Below are 15211 nucleotides of genomic sequence, written 5' to 3'. Positions count from 1 at the left end.
CCGGTGCAACCGTTCCAGATAATCTGACAGGCGTCAGGCAGCCTTGAGTGACTGCACGTCGCCGGCACCCAATCGGTTGCCACCGATTGCCCAGTCGCCCTGTTCGACTTCCATGATGCGGACCCAGGTGACCTGGCGCATGCCTTCACCCTCGACCTTGATCATGGCTTCGGTGACGTTTTCGATCAGTTCGGCCTTTTCTTCGGCGGTGAATACGTCCTTGATGACATCGATAGTTACGAGCGGCATTTCAATTTCCTTCATTTAGAGTTTGGTCCGGATCGCTATTGATCCGATGCCCTCTTGATATTCGTGTCGATCTGGCGATGCTTGGAGAGGGTCTGGAGATTTCATGGAGATTGCCTCCATAAATGCAGTCGGACGTCGTTCTTTACCGTTTTGATCGTTTCGAGCTCGATCCTGCGCGCTTCGAATTGCGCGCCGATGGCGTTGCGGTTGCGGTGGAACCGCAGGTGCTTTCGCTGATCCTGCTCCTCGTCGCGAACTCCGAAAGAATGATCGACAAGGACGAGATCATCGAAAAGGTCTGGGACGGGCGCGTCATTTCGGAAACCGCGATAACCTCCCGTATCAAGTCGGCCAGGCAGGTGCTGGGCGACGACGGCAAAGCGCAGCGTTTCATAAAGACGGTTCACGGGCGCGGATTACGCTTTGTCGGACACGTCGAAACCGAAGTGCGCCGGCTTGCCCCCGCTGCGGTTCAGACTGCGGATTTGACCGAACAGGTGGTCGCTGCCCCCAAACGACCATCCATTGCGGTCCTGCCTTTCAGGGTCGTCGGTGAGCAGGGCCAGATGGATTTCGTGGCCCAGGCTCTTCCGGGTGAACTGATCACCGACCTTGCCCGGTTAAGATATCTGTTCGTGATCGCTCGAGGCTCCTCGTTCCGCTTCAGCAGCGAAAGCGCCGATGTGGTTGCCATCGGGCAGGCGCTGAAAGTGGGCTATCTGATTACAGGAAGCGTCGAGAGCATCGGTGCCGAGGTAGTCATACGGGTCGAGCTGTCCGATGCACGGACGGCAGGCGTCATCTGGAACGAGCGTTATCGCGGTGCAGCCTCCGAAATTGGAGACCTGCGCGAAACGATCGTTGCCGGTGTGCTTGCCAATATCGAGCGGCGGATTCCGATGCACGAAGCTACGCGCGCACGCCGCATGCCGGAAACGCAGCTCGATGCCTGGGCGGCCTATCACCTCGGGCTCGACCACATGTTCCGGTTCAACCATCAGGATAATCGACGGGCTGCCGAACTGTTCGCCCGGGCCGTCGCGCAGGACCCCCATTTCGCGCGTGCCTATGGGGGATTGTCATTCACCCATTTCCAGAATGCATTTCTCTATGGGGCAAGCGACCGCGAAGCGCAGATAGACGCGGCCAAGGAAAAGGCGGAACAGGCTGTGCGGTGCGATGCGCTGGATCCGTTCGCGCATTTCAATGTCGGACGTACCCATTGGCTCGAGGGGGACGTTACCGCCAGCCTCGGTTCCTTCGAGCATTCGACCATGTTGAGCCCCAACTATGCTCAAGGAGTCTATGCCAAGGCATGGGCGCGCACGCTTGCCGGGGATAGCGCAGGCGGCGATGGCGATGCGGTTCTCGCACTCGAACTAAGCCCGCTCGACCCGATGCGATTTGCCATGGTTGGCACGCGCGCTTTCGCCCATCTAACCAGCGGCGATGTCGAACAGGGCTCGATCTATGCTGATCAGGCCGCCAACACACCGGGTGCACACAGGCACATCATGTTGATTGCAGCGATCGGCGCCCACCTGACAGGTGATCGCGAGAAGGCCGCGATGTGGCTTGCACGATCACGGTCGGTGGCTGAACCGAGCAGCGAGGAGTTCCTGCGCGCCTTCCCCTTTGCTGAAGGTCCGGCACGCGAGGTGATCGTCAGGGCGCTGGCCGACCTGAAGCTGTAATCCTCAATCCATTTCCCAGCCGCGTTCGCCGTGGCTGGTGATGTCGAGACCTTCGGTTTCCTCGTCCTTCGAAACGCGCATCGGAAACACGACGCTGACCATCACGGCGAGGATCGCGCTGACTATCGCGCTGTATATCGCGACAACAGCGACGGCGAAGGCCTGAGCGATGAACTGGTCTCCCATCGACATCCCTTCGGCGTAGCCTGTGCCGCCGAGGCCGGTGGAGAGGAAGATGCCGAGCAGCAAAGAGCCGAGAATGCCGCCAACGCCGTGGACGGCGAACACATCCAGCGAATCGTCGATCTTGAGGCGGAACTTCACCAGCTGGATGGCGCCGTAACAGATGACACCGGCAGCGGCGCCGAACAGGATGGCGGCTCCCGGCGAGATGAACCCGGCGGCAGGAGTCACGGTGGCAAGACCAGCGATTGCCCCTGTTGCCCAGCCGATGCTGGTCGGCTTGCCCACAGCGAATTTCTCAACCAGCAGCCAGACGAGCGAGGCGGTTGCTGCGGCGACATGGGTGTTGATGATCGCGCTCGATGCATCGTCGGTTGCTGCGAATGCGGAACCGCCATTGAAGCCGAACCAGCCGACCCAGAGCATTGCCGCGCCCATCATCGTCAGCACCGGTGCATGTGGCAGCATCAGCTTTTGCGGAAAGCCGTCCCGCTTGCCGATCAACAGGGCGATCACAAGGGCAGAAACGCCGGCGGTGGTGTGGACCGTGATTCCGCCAGCGAAATCGAGGACGCCGAACTGCGCTGCGAGCCAGCCACCGCCCCAGACCCAGTGTGCGACCGGTGCATAGACGGCGAGACCCCACAGGGCGCAGAAGCCCATCACCCAGCCGAACCGTGCGCGGTCGACCCAGGCGCCGATCATGAGCGCAGGAGTGATGACCGCGAAAGTCATCTGGAACAGGACGAAGGTGCTTTCAGGCATGGTCGTCCCGATACGCAGGGTGCCAAGATCGATCAGCATCCAGGCATTGCCGGAGCCAAGCCAGCCCGACGTGACATTTCCGAAGGCCAGCGTGTAACCTATGACAACCCACAGGACCGATGCGATGGCGGCCACGGCGCCGCACTGGACCAGCACCGACAGGACGTTCTTCTGGCGGACGAGACCGCCGTAGAACAGGCCGAGGCCGGGCAGGGTCATGAACAGGACGAGGGCTGACGCAGTCAGGATCCACGCAGTGTCGCCACTGTCGCTGCTAGCGATCATCGAGGGATCCTTCGCAATCGCTGCAGCAGGCATGATGAAGGAAGCTACCAGCAGCCCCGCCAAACGCTTCATGAAGAACCTCCCCTTGGCCGGGAAACGCCGCGACCGTGTGGCGTGCCCGTTAGGACATTTCATGAGGCGCGTTCAAGTGCGAACGAAACGATCGTTCACAAAGCTTTTGATGAAATTGTCAAACCAAACCTTCGAGCACCTGGTCAGGTGGACGATGGCCATCCATCCAGAAGCGGATATTGGCGATAACTTTTTCGCCAGAAGCCTCGCGCCCCTCGGTCGTCGCGCTGCCGATATGGGGCAGTGTCATGACGTTGGGATGTTCGATCAGGCGGTGATCGACGTTAGGTTCATCTGGATAGACGTCGAGCCCCGCACCGGCGAGGTGCCCCGACTGCAGCGCGTCGATCAATGCTTCCTGGTCGATCAGCTCGCCCCGAGCGGTGTTGATGATCGATGCGCCCGGTTTCATCAGCGCGATCCTGCGCGCATCGAGCATGCCACGCGTTTCTTCCGTGAGAGGGCTGTGCAGGGTCACGATATCAGCCTGCGCCAGCAGCTCGTCGAGGCTTTCGACATATCGCGCACCGAGCATTCGCTCGATCGCTTCGGGAAGGGGCTTGCGATTGTGATAGGCGATTTCGAGGCCGAACGCCTTGGCCCGGTGCGCGACCGCCTGACCGATGCGGCCCATGCCGACGATACCTAGGACCTTGCCACCGAGCTTGCGGCCCAGCATGCCGGACGGTGCCCAGCCGGTCCACGCCCCAGAACGAACGAGTTCGACGCCCTCGCGGATACGGCGGGGCACGCCGATGATCCCGCACATCGCAATGTCGGCCGTGTCGTCGGTAAACACGCCTGGCGTGTTGGTGACCATGATCTTGCGCGCCGCAGCCGCTTTCAGGTCGATATGCTCGGTGCCGGCACCGTAATTCGCAATGAGCTTCAGCTGGTCGCCCGCCTCGGCGATCAATGCAGCGTCGATCTTGTCCGTAACCGTCGGCACAAGGACATGTGCGCTTTGCATGAGAGCTTTCAGCTCTTCCCGAGAGAGAGGCTGGTCGGCCCGGTTCAACGTTACGTCGAAAAGCTCGGTCATCCGGGCTTCGACTTCGGGGACGAGATGCCGTGTCACGGCAACCTTCGGGGTGCCTTCGAACCGTTTGCCACTCGGTGCTGCGCTCGTAACCATTTCCGGGCGCTAGGCTGCATCACCCCTCGCGGTCAAGCTGCGTGCGAAGTCCGCTTGATGAGAAGAGGGGATAGACGCTATCAGGCGGCGATCATGAAACGCCTGCTGCCACTCGCATTGCTTCTCCTCGTCATCACTCCCTTTGCAGGGGCGTGGGCGCAAAACCGCGATGTCCCGTATTGGGCATCCATGCGCGCAGAGAAGGTCAACATGCGGGTCGGTCCAAGTGCCGAGTACCGTATAGACTGGGTTTACCAGCGCAAGGGCCTGCCGGTGAAGGTCGTGCGGGTAATGGAGGGCTGGCGTCTGATCGAGGACCCCGACGGCGCTCGCGGATGGGTCGTCGCGAGACTCCTGACGCCGGAGCGTGGCGCGATCGTCATCGGCGAGGGGCTGATGCCTATTCGCGATGCCGCCGGCAGTTCTGCAAGATTGAAATGGAATGCGGAGCCCGGTGTCGTGGGCACCTTGGGCAAATGCGAGGACGGTTGGTGCGAGTTCAACGCTGGTGGACACGCTGGATGGGCTCCACAGGACCGCTTGTGGGGCTCGGGCGAGCCCTGACAGGCAAAAGGCGGCCCCATCGGAGCCGCCTCTCGCTAATCTGGCATTCGGGCGTTATTCGGCCGGAGCATCTCCGACGCGTTTCACCGTTATGCTTTCTTCCTCGCCTTCGCGGGTCGTGCTGAACGAACCATCGGGTCCGATTTCGCCGTTGATGTAACAATAGGCTTCTTCATCGCCTTCTGGATCGAAACAGGTCTTGCTGTCGGCTGTGGTGTAGGTGCCGGTTTCGACCACATTCCCGTCTGGATCCTTGTCGGTGTAGGTTCCGTCTTCGAGCATGATGGTTTGCGCCATGCGACCGTCTTCCGTCGCGACTTCGTAAACACCCGAACCACCGGCGACGACCGCAGCTTCGACGCTTTCGGTGTCGGCTGTGGTATCTTCGGCTGCTGGCGCTTCCGCCTGCGAACACGCGGCAAGAACGAGTACCGATGCCAATCCAATCAATTTCTTCATATCACTTCCCCTTCCTTAGGTTGGCAACCCGAGTGGTCGGCCGTTATTCGGCTCTTATCTCGTCCACCGGAACGTCCGGCGAATAGGTGATGGTGTAGGTCTGCCCGTCCAGATCGGTGCTTTCGAAGGTCCCGCCAGGACGGATCGGGCCATTGGTCCAGCAGGTTTCGACTGCGCCTTCCGACGATCCTTTGAAGCAGGTCTGGTCGCCATCGCTGCGCACCTTGCCCACGCTTCGGCTCTTGCCGATTTGCGTTTCGTAGGTTCCGTCGCTGCGAATGATGGTGAGGTTGCGCGCCCCGTCGGGCATCATGCGGGTATAGGTGCCGGGATCGCCTGCTTTCGGCCCGTCGGGCGCAGTTTCACCGCTGCAAGCGGCAGCCAGTAAAATCAGGGTAAATCCAGCTGCTAAACGCAAAAACCCCCTCCCGCAGGAAATGCAGGAGGGGACCTAACACGTTTGCGCCAATTGGCGAAATCTGGCTCAGTCGAGCAGTTCTACGGCAATTGCGGTTGCTTCGCCGCCGCCGATGCAAAGGCTGGCGACACCGCGCTTCTTGCCGTTGTGCTTGAGCGCATTGATCAGCGTCACGATGATGCGGGTGCCGCTGGCGCCGATGGGATGGCCGAGCGCGGTCGCGCCGCCATTCACGTTGATCTTCGCATGGTCGATGCCGATGTCGCGCATTGCGAACATGGCGACGCAGGCAAAAGCTTCGTTGACTTCCCACAGGTCGACATCATCGACGCTCCAGCCAGCCTTTTCGAGGCACTTCTCGATTGCGCCGACAGGTGCAACGGTGAAGTCCTTAGGCTCGCGGGCATGCGCTGCCATTGCGACGATCTTGGCAACAGGTTTGACCCCCTTGTCGGCAGCAACGCTGGCGCGGGTGAGGGTGACGGCGGCTGCGCCGTCAGAGATCGAGCTGGACGTTGCCGCAGTGATCGTGCCGTCCTTGGCGAATGCAGGGCGCAGCGTCGGGATCTTGTCCGGACGGCCGCGACCCGGCTGTTCGTCGGTGTCGACGGTCTGTTCGCCAGCGCGGGTCGAATAGGTAACCGCCACAAGCTCGTCCGCGAATGCGCCGCTTTCGATCGCCGCATTTGCGCGGCGCAGCGACTCGATCGAATATCCGTCCATGTCCTCGCGGGTCAGCTGGTATTCGTCGGCGGTGTCCTGCGCGAAAGTCCCCATCGCGCGGCCCGCGTCGTAGGCATCTTCAAGCCCGTCGAGAAACATGTGGTCATAGGCCATGTCATGCCCGATGCGCGCACCGGAACGGTGCTTCTTGAGGAGGTATGGCGCATTGGTCATGCTTTCCATGCCGCCTGCGATCACCATGTCGACAGTCCCGCTGGCGAGTGCTTCTGCGCCCATGATCACGGTCTGCATGCCCGAGCCGCAAACTTTGTTGACGGTCGTTGCCTGGACCGATTTCGGCAGACCGGCCTTCAGTGCAGCCTGGCGGGCAGGGGCCTGGCCGAGGCCAGCTGGAAGGACACAGCCCATGTAGATTCGTTCGAAGTCGCTTCCGTCAACGCCTGACCGTTCTACCGCAGCACCAACTGCCGTTGCGCCAAGGTCGGTTGCCGATACATCGGAAAGGGCGCCTTGCATGCCGCCCATCGGGGTACGCGCATAGGAAAGGATGACGATCGGATCGTTGGCTGAGAACTGGGACATGAGGCGTTCCTGTTGGCTTGTGAGACTGGTTTCAGCGTGGCTCTAATGTTGCAGTGCGGCAAAGGCAAATCGAATAGCCAGCTCGCATTGTCGTCAATTCGTCGCATGCCCCGCTTGTCATTGCCAGCAGCTTGCGCGAAAACGATATCAAATCGAAACCCAAGGGAGAGAGTGATGGCTGACGACAAGCGTGACGAAATGGAGCGAATCCTTCGCTTGCAACGCAGTGCGTTTACCGCTTCGAGGCCCGAGCCGATGTCGATGCGCAAGGACCGGATCAAGCGTGCGATGGCGCTGCTCAAGGATCACGGGGAAAACCTCTGCAAGGCGATGAGCGCCGATTTCGGCAACCGCAGCATCATGCAGTCGATGATCACCGACATCGCCGGCACGGTCAGCGCAGGGAAAGACGCGCTCAAGCGGATGGACGGTTGGGCTAAAACCGAAAAGCGCAAGGTCCAGTTTCCGCTCGGCTTGCTCGGGGCGAAGGCAGAGCTGCGCTATGAACCCAAGGGCGTGATCGGCATTCTCAGCCCGTGGAATTTTCCGGTGAACCTGGCATTTTCGCCTCTCATGCAGGTTTTTGCAGCGGGCAACCGAGCGATGATCAAGCCGAGCGAGTTCACCGAGCGAACCTCTTTGTTGATGCGCGAGCTTGTCGAGGAATATTTCACGCCGGACGAACTGGCCGTGATTACTGGCGGGCCCGAGGTCGCCGCGGCGTTTTCTTCCCTGCCATTCGATCACCTCGTCTTTACTGGTTCAACGGCGACCGGTCGCCGGGTGATGGAGGCTGCGTCTGCCAACCTGGTGCCGGTGACCCTCGAACTCGGTGGCAAGAGCCCTGTCTTCATGGGTCGCAGTGCCGATTTCGCGAAAGCGGGTGAGCGCATCGCTCTGGGCAAGATGATGAATGCCGGGCAGATCTGCCTCGCGCCCGATTATATGTACGTCCCGGAAGACAAGATGGACGAGGCTATCGCCGGGGTCACCCAGGGTGTCACGAACATGTATCCGACGCTCCTCGAAAACGACGACTATGCCTCCATCGTCAGCGACCGCCATTTCGAGCGGCTCCAGGGATTGGTGGAGGACGCGCGTGAGAAGGGCGCCGAGGTTATCGAAGTCAATCCGGGCGGCGAGGATTTCTCGAACGCGAACATGCGAAAGATGCCACTGAACATCATCCGTAACGTCAACGACGATATGAAGGTGATGCAGGAGGAGATCTTCGGACCTGTACTGCCGGTCATGAGCTACAAGAATATCGACCAGGCGATCGATTACGTGAACGAGCACGACCGGCCGCTTGGCCTGTATTATTTCGGTCAGGATACCGACGAGCAGCAGCACGTGCTTAGCAAGACGATTTCCGGCGGGGTCACGACCAACGACGTGATCTTCCACGTCTCGATGGAGGACTTGCCGTTTGGCGGTGTCGGACCGTCCGGCATGGGCAGCTATCACGCGATCGAGGGTTTCCGCGAATTCAGCCATGCGCGCAGCGTCTATCACCAGCCCAAGATCGACATCGCCAAGCTCGGCGGGTTCAAACCGCCCTACGGCAGCTCGACGAAGAAAGCCGTTTCGACGATGATGAAATGAGGCTTGCCGCGGGCATTTCGGCTCCTCGCGAGCCGAGTGCCCGCTGCATGTCGATGCTAGGTAAAGATAAGCCTTTGGGCCAAATTCGCGGCAATGCATTGTTGGGTGCAGGGAATTCACGATTCGTGCCCTTGCGAACCAAGGGCGAGGGGCCTAGAGGCTGCGGCAGATTCTAGCCCCTGGGATGAATTTGTGATCGACCTCAGCCAATATCTGCCGATCTTGATCTTTCTGATCATCGCGGCCGGTCTAAGCGCCGCTTTCGTGTTTCTGCCGATGGGTGTGTCCTATCTCACCGGGACGCATAATCCCGATGCGGAAAAGCTCAGCGAATATGAATGCGGCTTCCCCGCGTTCGAAGACCCGCGCAGCCAGTTCGACGTGCGCTTCTATCTGGTGGCGATCCTTTTCATCATTTTCGATCTCGAAGCGGCCTTCCTGTTCCCTTGGGCGGTCAGCCTCGACCTCACGGGCTGGGCTGGCTGGGCGACCATGATGGTCTTCCTCGGTGAACTGGCGATCGGCCTCGCCTATGCATGGAAAGTTGGGGCATTGGATTGGGAATGAGCACTATTATCACCCCTCCTACCGGTTTGCCCCAGGCAGCGCAGGCTGGCGAAGTTCGTCAGCCCGATGCCGATTATTTCAACGCGCTTCAGACCGAAGTGAATGACAAGGGTTTCCTCGTCACTTCGACAGAGGACCTGTTCCAGTGGGCGCGTACCGGCTCGCTGTGGTGGATGACTTTCGGTCTCGCTTGCTGTGCGGTGGAAATGATCCACGTCAACATGCCGCGTTACGACATGGAGCGTTTCGGCGTTGCTCCGCGCGCATCCCCGCGCCAGTCGGACGTGATGATTGTCGCGGGCACGCTCTGCAACAAGATGGCTCCGGCGCTGCGCAAGGTTTACGACCAGATGTCGGATCCGAAATACGTGATCTCGATGGGCAGCTGTGCCAATGGCGGCGGATATTACCACTATAGCTATTCGGTGGTGCGTGGCTGCGACCGGATCGTTCCGGTCGATATCTATGTGCCCGGATGCCCTCCGACGGCGGAAGCGCTTCTCTATGGCGTGATGCAGTTGCAGCGGAAGATCCGCCGCAGCGGTACGATCGAGAGGTAATCGGCGATCATGACGGTTCTTCATTCCGCACCGCGTATCACTTCCAACGACGGCGTCCTTGACGCACTTTCGTCGACGCTAGGCAATCTGCTCGTCAGCGGCCGCGAGGAGCACGGCGAAATCGTGCTCACCATCAAGCGCGAAGGCATCGAGGATGCCCTTCGCCTGCTGCGTGACGAGCACGAATACCAGCAGATGATGGAAATCGCAGGGGTCGACTTCCCGCAGCGCGCCGAGCGTTTCGAAGTCGTCTACATGCTGCTTTCCCTGACCAGGAACCATCGGATCCTCGTCAAGGTCTCGACCGACGAGAACACGCCGGTTCCGACCATCACGACGCTGTGGCCGAATGCCGGATGGCTTGAGCGCGAGGTTTTCGACCTCTACGGCGTGAAGTTCGCCGGCAACACCGATCTCCGCCGTATCCTGACGGACTATGGCTTTGAAGGGCATCCCTTCCGCAAGGATTTCCCGCTCACCGGCTACGTCGAGTTGCGCTATTCCGAAGACGAAAAGCGCGTAGTTTACGAGCCGGTCGAGCTTGCGCAGGACCTGCGCCAGTTCGACTTCCTGAGCCCGTGGGAAGGTGCCGACTACGTTCTGCCGGGTGACGAGAAGGCGGCGACGCCGCCGGTCAATGAACCCAAGACGACCGAAAGCCCGAAGCAGACCGGCGCCGGTGCCAAGACCGACGAAAAGGCCGAGGAAAAGGTCAGCGCGGGTTCGCCTGCTGAAGAAGATACGGCAATCGACAATGACGCGCCTGAGCCGACCGAGGATCGTCCCGACCGGCCCGAACGCGAAGGCGGTGCGAAGGATACGCCCGCTGCGACCGAACCCGAAGACGGGAAAGACGACGCATGAGCATCCAGCTTGAAGAGTCGCCGACCACCGGCGACGAGGTCATCACCAACTACACGATCAACTTCGGTCCCCAGCACCCTGCGGCGCACGGCGTGCTGCGCATGGTCATGGAGCTCGACGGCGAGATCATCGAGCGCGTCGATCCGCACGTCGGCCTGCTTCACCGCGGCACCGAGAAGCTGATCGAGCACAAGACCTATCTGCAGGCACTGCCCTATTTTGACCGGCTCGATTACTGCAGCCCGCTGTGCATGGAGCACAGCTATGTCCTCGCGATCGAAAAGCTGCTCAATATCGAGGTGCCCGAACGTGCGCAGTACCTGCGCGTGCTGTTCGCCGAGCTGACCCGCATCTGCAACCACATGCTCAACATCGGCAGCCACGTGATGGACGTCGGTGCGATGACCCCGAACCTCTGGGTGTTCGAGCTGCGCGAAGACTGCATGAACTTCTTCGAGCGCGCATCGGGTGCGCGCATGCACAGCGCCTGGTTCCGCCCCGGCGGCGTTCACCAGGATGTGCCGGAAAAACTGCTGGTCGATATCGGCGAATGGCTCGATACGCGCCTGCCCGAACTGTTCGGCGACGCGATGAGCCTTGTGCTCGACAACCGCATCTTCAAGCAGCGCAACGTCGATATCGCGGTCGTGAGCCGTGATGACGCGGTGGCATGGGGTTTCTCGGGGCCAATGATCCGCGCGGCGGGCATCCCGTGGGACCTGCGCAAGGCGCAGCCTTACGACGTGTACGACCGCATGGATTTCGAAATCCCGGTCGGCACGAACTCGGATTGCTATGACCGTTTCGTCGTTCGCGTGAAGGAAGTTTACGAGAGCGCCAAGATCATCAAGCAGTGTCTTGCCGAGATGCCTTCGGGCCCGATCGCGAGCACCGATGGCAAGGTTTCCCCTCCCAAGCGCGGCGAAATGAAGAGCTCGATGGAAAGCCTGATCCATCACTTCAAGCTTTATACCGAGGGCTTCCACGTTCCCGCTGGCGAAGTTTACGTCGCGACCGAAAGCCCCAAGGGTGAATTCGGCGTCTATCTGGTCAGCGACGGCACCAACAAGCCATATCGCTGCAAGATCCGTCCGACCGCTTTCAGCCACCTTCAGGCTATGGATATGATGTGCAAGGGACATATGCTGCCTGACGCCACCGCAATTCTCGGCGCCATCGACGTCGTGTTCGGGGAGTGTGACCGCTAATGGCTGACCGTTCCCCCGCACCCGATACTCCCGAGCTGCGCGAGCGCTGGGGCAATTTCGCATTCACCGATGCGTGGAAGGCGAAGGCCGACAAGGCGATCGCGAAGTATCCCGAAGGCCGACAGAAATCGGCGGTGATGGCTCTGCTCGACTTCGCCCAGCGCCAGGTTGGCGAGGAAACCGATACGCAGGGGTGGCTGCCGCTGCCCGTGATCGAATATGTTGCCGACTATCTCGACATGCCCGTGATCCGCGTGCTCGAGGTCGCGACCTTCTACTTCATGTACAACATGAAGCCGGTGGGTAAGTACCACGTGCAGGTCTGCGGCACGACGCCCTGCATGCTGCGCGGTTCGGACGGATTGTTCGAAACCTGCAAGAAGCGCGGGATGAGCAAGGGGCATGTGTCGGAAGACGGCCTCTGGACCCTCACCGAAGTCGAATGCATGGGCAATTGCGCCACGGCGCCGATGGTCCAGATCAACGACGATAATTACGAGGACCTGTCGCCCGAGCGGCTCGATGCGATCCTCGATGCGCTGGCCAAGGGCGAGCAGCCGAAAACCGGCACCCAGATTGACGGGAAGCGGACCAGCGAACCCGAAGGCGGCCCGACGACGCTGAAGGAAATGGTCACAGAGAACCACGATTATCGGGGTGACTGGTAATGGACCTTCTCAATCTTCGTTCTCGCGCACGCCAGTTCATGGCGCTCGGGGCCGTGGCGATTATCGCCGGCACCGGGATCATGGTTCATGGCGAAATGAATTTTGGCGATGGCGTCCTGATTGCAGGCATCGTCCTGTTCATTCTCGGCGCTATCCTTCTTGCACAGACTCCCACTGGAGATAGCGATGCTGGCTGATAAGGACCGCATCTTCACCAATCTGTATGGCTTCCAGGACTGGGGCCTCAAGGCGGCGCAGAAGCGCGGCGATTGGGACGATACAAAGGCGCTGATCGCGCGCGGCCAGGATTCGATCATCGAAGAGGTCAAGGCCTCGGGCCTTCGCGGCCGCGGTGGCGCGGGCTTCCCCACCGGCCTGAAATGGTCGTTCATGCCGAAGGAATCAAAGGACGGACGTCCTAGTTTTCTCGTCATCAATGCAGACGAATCCGAACCCGGTTCGTGCAAGGACCGCGAGATCATCCGTCACGATCCGCACAAGCTGATCGAAGGCGCGCTGGTCGCCGGTTTCGCCATGCGGGCAAGGGCGGCCTACATCTACATTCGCGGCGAATACATCCGCGAGGCGGAAACGCTCCAGGCAGCCATCGACGAGGCTTATGATGCCGGCCTTCTCGGCAAGAACGCAGCGAAGTCGGGTTACGATTTCGATGTCTTCATGCACCGTGGCGCAGGCGCTTACATCTGCGGTGAAGAAACCGCGATGATCGAAAGCCTCGAAGGCAAGAAGGGCCAGCCGCGCCTCAAGCCGCCGTTCCCGGCCGGTGCAGGTCTTTATGGCTGCCCGACCACGGTCAACAACGTGGAATCGATTGCTGTTGTGCCGACCATTCTGCGCCGCGGCGCGAGCTGGTTCAGCAGTTTCGGGCGCGAGAACAACAAGGGCACCAAGCTCTTCCAGATCAGCGGGCATGTGAACAAGCCCTGCGTGGTCGAGGAAGCGCTTTCCATACCGTTCAGCGAGCTGATCGAGAAGCACTGTGGCGGTATCCGCGGCGGCAAGGATAACCTTCTCGCGGTGATCCCGGGCGGATCGTCGGTCCCGCTGGTTCCGGCAGAGCAGATCTGGGACGCGCCGATGGATTTTGACGGCCTCAAGGAGCTCGGCTCGGGCCTCGGCACGGCAGGCGTCATCGTGATGGACAAGTCGACCGATATCGTCCGCGCGATCAGCCGCCTCAGCTATTTCTACAAGCACGAAAGCTGCGGCCAGTGCACGCCCTGCCGCGAAGGCACGGGCTGGATGTGGCGCATGATGGAACGCCTGCGCACCGGCGATGCGGCGATCGAGGAAATCGACATGCTGCAGCAGGTTACCAAGCAGGTCGAAGGCCACACCATCTGCGCGCTCGGCGATGCGGCGGCCTGGCCGATCCAAGGCCTTATTCGTCACTTCCGTCCGGAGCTTGAGCGCCGGATCGAAGAGCACAACGCGAAGTTCGCCGAAGCAGCCGAATAAGCGCGGTTTCTGATCGGTCAGCCCGCGCTGACTGACGAGTATCCGACGTTTTGCAAGTAACTGCTCACGCGCGACCGGCATCCCGGATAACTTCCTGAGTCGCCGCGGTTTTGGCACGCGGTGAACGGCTCTGTTGGCTTGACTTTCGACCCCAAAGGTAGATTTTCGGCGTTTCGCGTGGCGACTCGTTTGCGCCCGAGTTTTGGGGAACATCTATGAAAAACGTTTTGAAAGCCTCTGCAGCCATCGTTCTTTGCGTAGGCGTCGCCGCGCCAGCGTTTGCGCAGGCGCAAGGCGGCAACCAGAATCCGCCCCAAACTCAGCCCCAACCAATTCCGTCGCCAAGCCGGGTGGATCGCTATCCCAATGGTAATTATTTCGAGAGGGAATTCGATCGCCGCAAGATCGACTTCAGTTCGCCCGATATTGCCATTGCTTATCGGGACTCGAAATCCGTCGCCGGTTGCCTTGCATCGATCGAAGAAGGCCCGCTTTCACCCTATGTAGGCGGCCCGCTTAGCGAAGATCCCAAGTACAAATTGTTGTCGAAACGCCTGCGCAAGAGTGCCGACAAATGCATCAAACCGAATCCGGCGGCATTGCAGATGCTGGTCGGCGCCTCGATCGCCGAGCTTCAGGTGCTTGGCCACGAAGGCACATACGAGCCCCGCGCCATGTCGCTCAATTCCGATGAGGCAGAAGCGTTCTACACGCCGAAGAATGGTTCGGCGACCGTCGATCATATCGGTCGCTGCGTCGCGGTCTATTCCCCAGGCCTCTCCGTCGACGTACTCAAGGCCGAGGTGGGTAGCCCGGCCGAAGAACAAGCGCTCGACAAGCTGTACAAATCGACGCCAGAGTGCGGTTTGAGTGCACGTCCTGCGAGCGTCCCCAATGTGCTTCAGCGGGCCGCGATCGCATTTGGCCTTCACGACTGGAATGCCGCCCACGGGGGCTGAAAACCGGTGTTTTGCAGCGCACGGATGGCGGTTGGCACTGGTCCCGCTCCGTCTGGCTGATGCATTCGCGTCCGCCGGATCGGCGATGTTTCCGAGATACAGTGGATTCTGATGCCGATTGAGGCAGGAACGCCCTTGTAATTGATGGCTTCATCGGCAAGAGGGGCGGCGTGTTTATTAAAGCCGCCAGAGTCCCTCTTCCGACCGATTC

17 protein-coding genes are annotated in these 15211 nt (G+C 60.5%); 11 read left to right on the top strand and 6 right to left on the bottom strand.

What is annotated here, in order from left to right:
* Positions 1 to 33 precede the first annotated feature (33 nt).
* Positions 34 to 249 carry a tautomerase family protein gene (locus tag AMC99_RS06185; RefSeq protein WP_061924222.1) on the bottom strand — a complete coding sequence of 72 codons (216 nt, stop codon included), beginning with the start codon at positions 247 to 249 and terminating at the stop codon, positions 34 to 36.
* 122 nt (positions 250 to 371) lie between these two features.
* On the opposite strand from AMC99_RS06185, the gene AMC99_RS06180 reads away from it, so the two are divergent.
* The gene (locus AMC99_RS06180) at positions 372 to 1943 is read left to right on the top strand and encodes a winged helix-turn-helix domain-containing tetratricopeptide repeat protein (protein WP_061924219.1); all 1572 of its coding nucleotides are present in this window, start codon (positions 372 to 374) and stop codon (positions 1941 to 1943) included.
* A gap of 3 nt (positions 1944 to 1946) precedes the next feature.
* Here AMC99_RS06180 and AMC99_RS06175 read toward each other — a convergent pair whose 3' ends face one another.
* Positions 1947 to 3248 carry an ammonium transporter gene (locus tag AMC99_RS06175; RefSeq protein WP_061924216.1) on the bottom strand — a complete coding sequence of 434 codons (1302 nt, stop codon included), beginning with the start codon at positions 3246 to 3248 and terminating at the stop codon, positions 1947 to 1949.
* 118 nt (positions 3249 to 3366) lie between these two features.
* Complete coding sequence (locus AMC99_RS06170; protein ID WP_061924213.1) at positions 3367 to 4383, bottom strand: 2-hydroxyacid dehydrogenase; 1017 nt, start codon at positions 4381 to 4383, stop codon at positions 3367 to 3369.
* A gap of 93 nt (positions 4384 to 4476) precedes the next feature.
* Here AMC99_RS06170 and AMC99_RS06165 point away from each other — a divergent pair, with 93 nt between their 5' ends.
* On the top strand, positions 4477 to 4947 hold the full coding sequence (locus AMC99_RS06165) for an SH3 domain-containing protein (RefSeq protein WP_061927778.1): 471 nt from the start codon (positions 4477 to 4479) through the stop codon (positions 4945 to 4947).
* A 54-nt stretch (positions 4948 to 5001) separates the two neighbouring features.
* Here AMC99_RS06165 and AMC99_RS06160 read toward each other — a convergent pair whose 3' ends face one another.
* The 3 genes from AMC99_RS06160 to AMC99_RS06150 all read right to left on the bottom strand — a co-directional run bounded on the left by AMC99_RS06160 (position 5002) and on the right by AMC99_RS06150 (position 7090).
* Positions 5002 to 5406 (bottom strand): hypothetical protein, encoded by a 405-nt coding sequence (locus AMC99_RS06160; RefSeq protein WP_061924210.1) that lies wholly within the window; start codon positions 5404 to 5406, stop codon positions 5002 to 5004.
* 43 nt (positions 5407 to 5449) lie between these two features.
* The gene (locus AMC99_RS06155) at positions 5450 to 5824 is read right to left on the bottom strand and encodes a hypothetical protein (RefSeq protein ID WP_157058267.1); all 375 of its coding nucleotides are present in this window, start codon (positions 5822 to 5824) and stop codon (positions 5450 to 5452) included.
* A gap of 66 nt (positions 5825 to 5890) precedes the next feature.
* Entirely contained in the window at positions 5891 to 7090 is a 1200-nt protein-coding gene (locus tag AMC99_RS06150; protein WP_061924204.1) for a thiolase family protein, read from the bottom strand.
* Positions 7091 to 7264: 174 nt separating this feature from the next.
* On the opposite strand from AMC99_RS06150, the gene AMC99_RS06145 reads away from it, so the two are divergent.
* From AMC99_RS06145 to AMC99_RS06105, 9 genes are all read left to right on the top strand, one after another.
* Positions 7265 to 8695, top strand: coding sequence for a coniferyl aldehyde dehydrogenase (locus AMC99_RS06145; protein WP_061924201.1), 1431 nt, complete (start codon positions 7265 to 7267; stop codon positions 8693 to 8695).
* Between the two features lie 192 nt (positions 8696 to 8887).
* Complete coding sequence (locus tag AMC99_RS06140; protein WP_061924199.1) at positions 8888 to 9262, top strand: NADH-quinone oxidoreductase subunit A; 375 nt, start codon at positions 8888 to 8890, stop codon at positions 9260 to 9262.
* Positions 9259 to 9822 (top strand): NuoB/complex I 20 kDa subunit family protein, encoded by a 564-nt coding sequence (locus AMC99_RS06135; RefSeq protein WP_232301519.1) that lies wholly within the window; start codon positions 9259 to 9261, stop codon positions 9820 to 9822. The genes AMC99_RS06140 and AMC99_RS06135 overlap by 4 nt, the downstream gene beginning before the upstream one ends.
* Before the next feature lie 9 nt (positions 9823 to 9831).
* Positions 9832 to 10686 carry an NADH-quinone oxidoreductase subunit C gene (locus AMC99_RS06130; RefSeq protein WP_061924196.1) on the top strand — a complete coding sequence of 285 codons (855 nt, stop codon included), beginning with the start codon at positions 9832 to 9834 and terminating at the stop codon, positions 10684 to 10686.
* Positions 10683 to 11894 carry an NADH-quinone oxidoreductase subunit D gene (locus AMC99_RS06125; RefSeq protein WP_061924193.1) on the top strand — a complete coding sequence of 404 codons (1212 nt, stop codon included), beginning with the start codon at positions 10683 to 10685 and terminating at the stop codon, positions 11892 to 11894. Before AMC99_RS06130 ends, AMC99_RS06125 begins: the two co-directional genes overlap by 4 nt.
* Entirely contained in the window at positions 11894 to 12562 is a 669-nt protein-coding gene (gene nuoE, locus AMC99_RS06120) for an NADH-quinone oxidoreductase subunit NuoE (protein WP_061924190.1), read from the top strand. The genes AMC99_RS06125 and nuoE overlap by 1 nt, the downstream gene beginning before the upstream one ends.
* Positions 12562 to 12759 (top strand): hypothetical protein, encoded by a 198-nt coding sequence (locus AMC99_RS06115; protein WP_061924187.1) that lies wholly within the window; start codon positions 12562 to 12564, stop codon positions 12757 to 12759. Before nuoE ends, AMC99_RS06115 begins: the two co-directional genes overlap by 1 nt.
* Positions 12749 to 14041, top strand: coding sequence for an NADH-quinone oxidoreductase subunit NuoF (gene nuoF / locus AMC99_RS06110; protein ID WP_061924184.1), 1293 nt, complete (start codon positions 12749 to 12751; stop codon positions 14039 to 14041). Before AMC99_RS06115 ends, nuoF begins: the two co-directional genes overlap by 11 nt.
* Positions 14042 to 14256: 215 nt before the next feature.
* Positions 14257 to 15000 (top strand): hypothetical protein, encoded by a 744-nt coding sequence (locus AMC99_RS06105; protein WP_157058266.1) that lies wholly within the window; start codon positions 14257 to 14259, stop codon positions 14998 to 15000.
* The last annotated feature ends 211 nt before the right edge of the window (positions 15001 to 15211 follow it).

The sequence above is a fragment of the Altererythrobacter epoxidivorans genome (genome assembly GCF_001281485.1).
GTDB lineage: Bacteria > Pseudomonadota > Alphaproteobacteria > Sphingomonadales > Sphingomonadaceae > Erythrobacter > Erythrobacter epoxidivorans.
The sequence above is the reverse complement of the archived record's forward strand: the minus strand, read 5'-3'. Positions and strand labels throughout refer to the sequence as shown.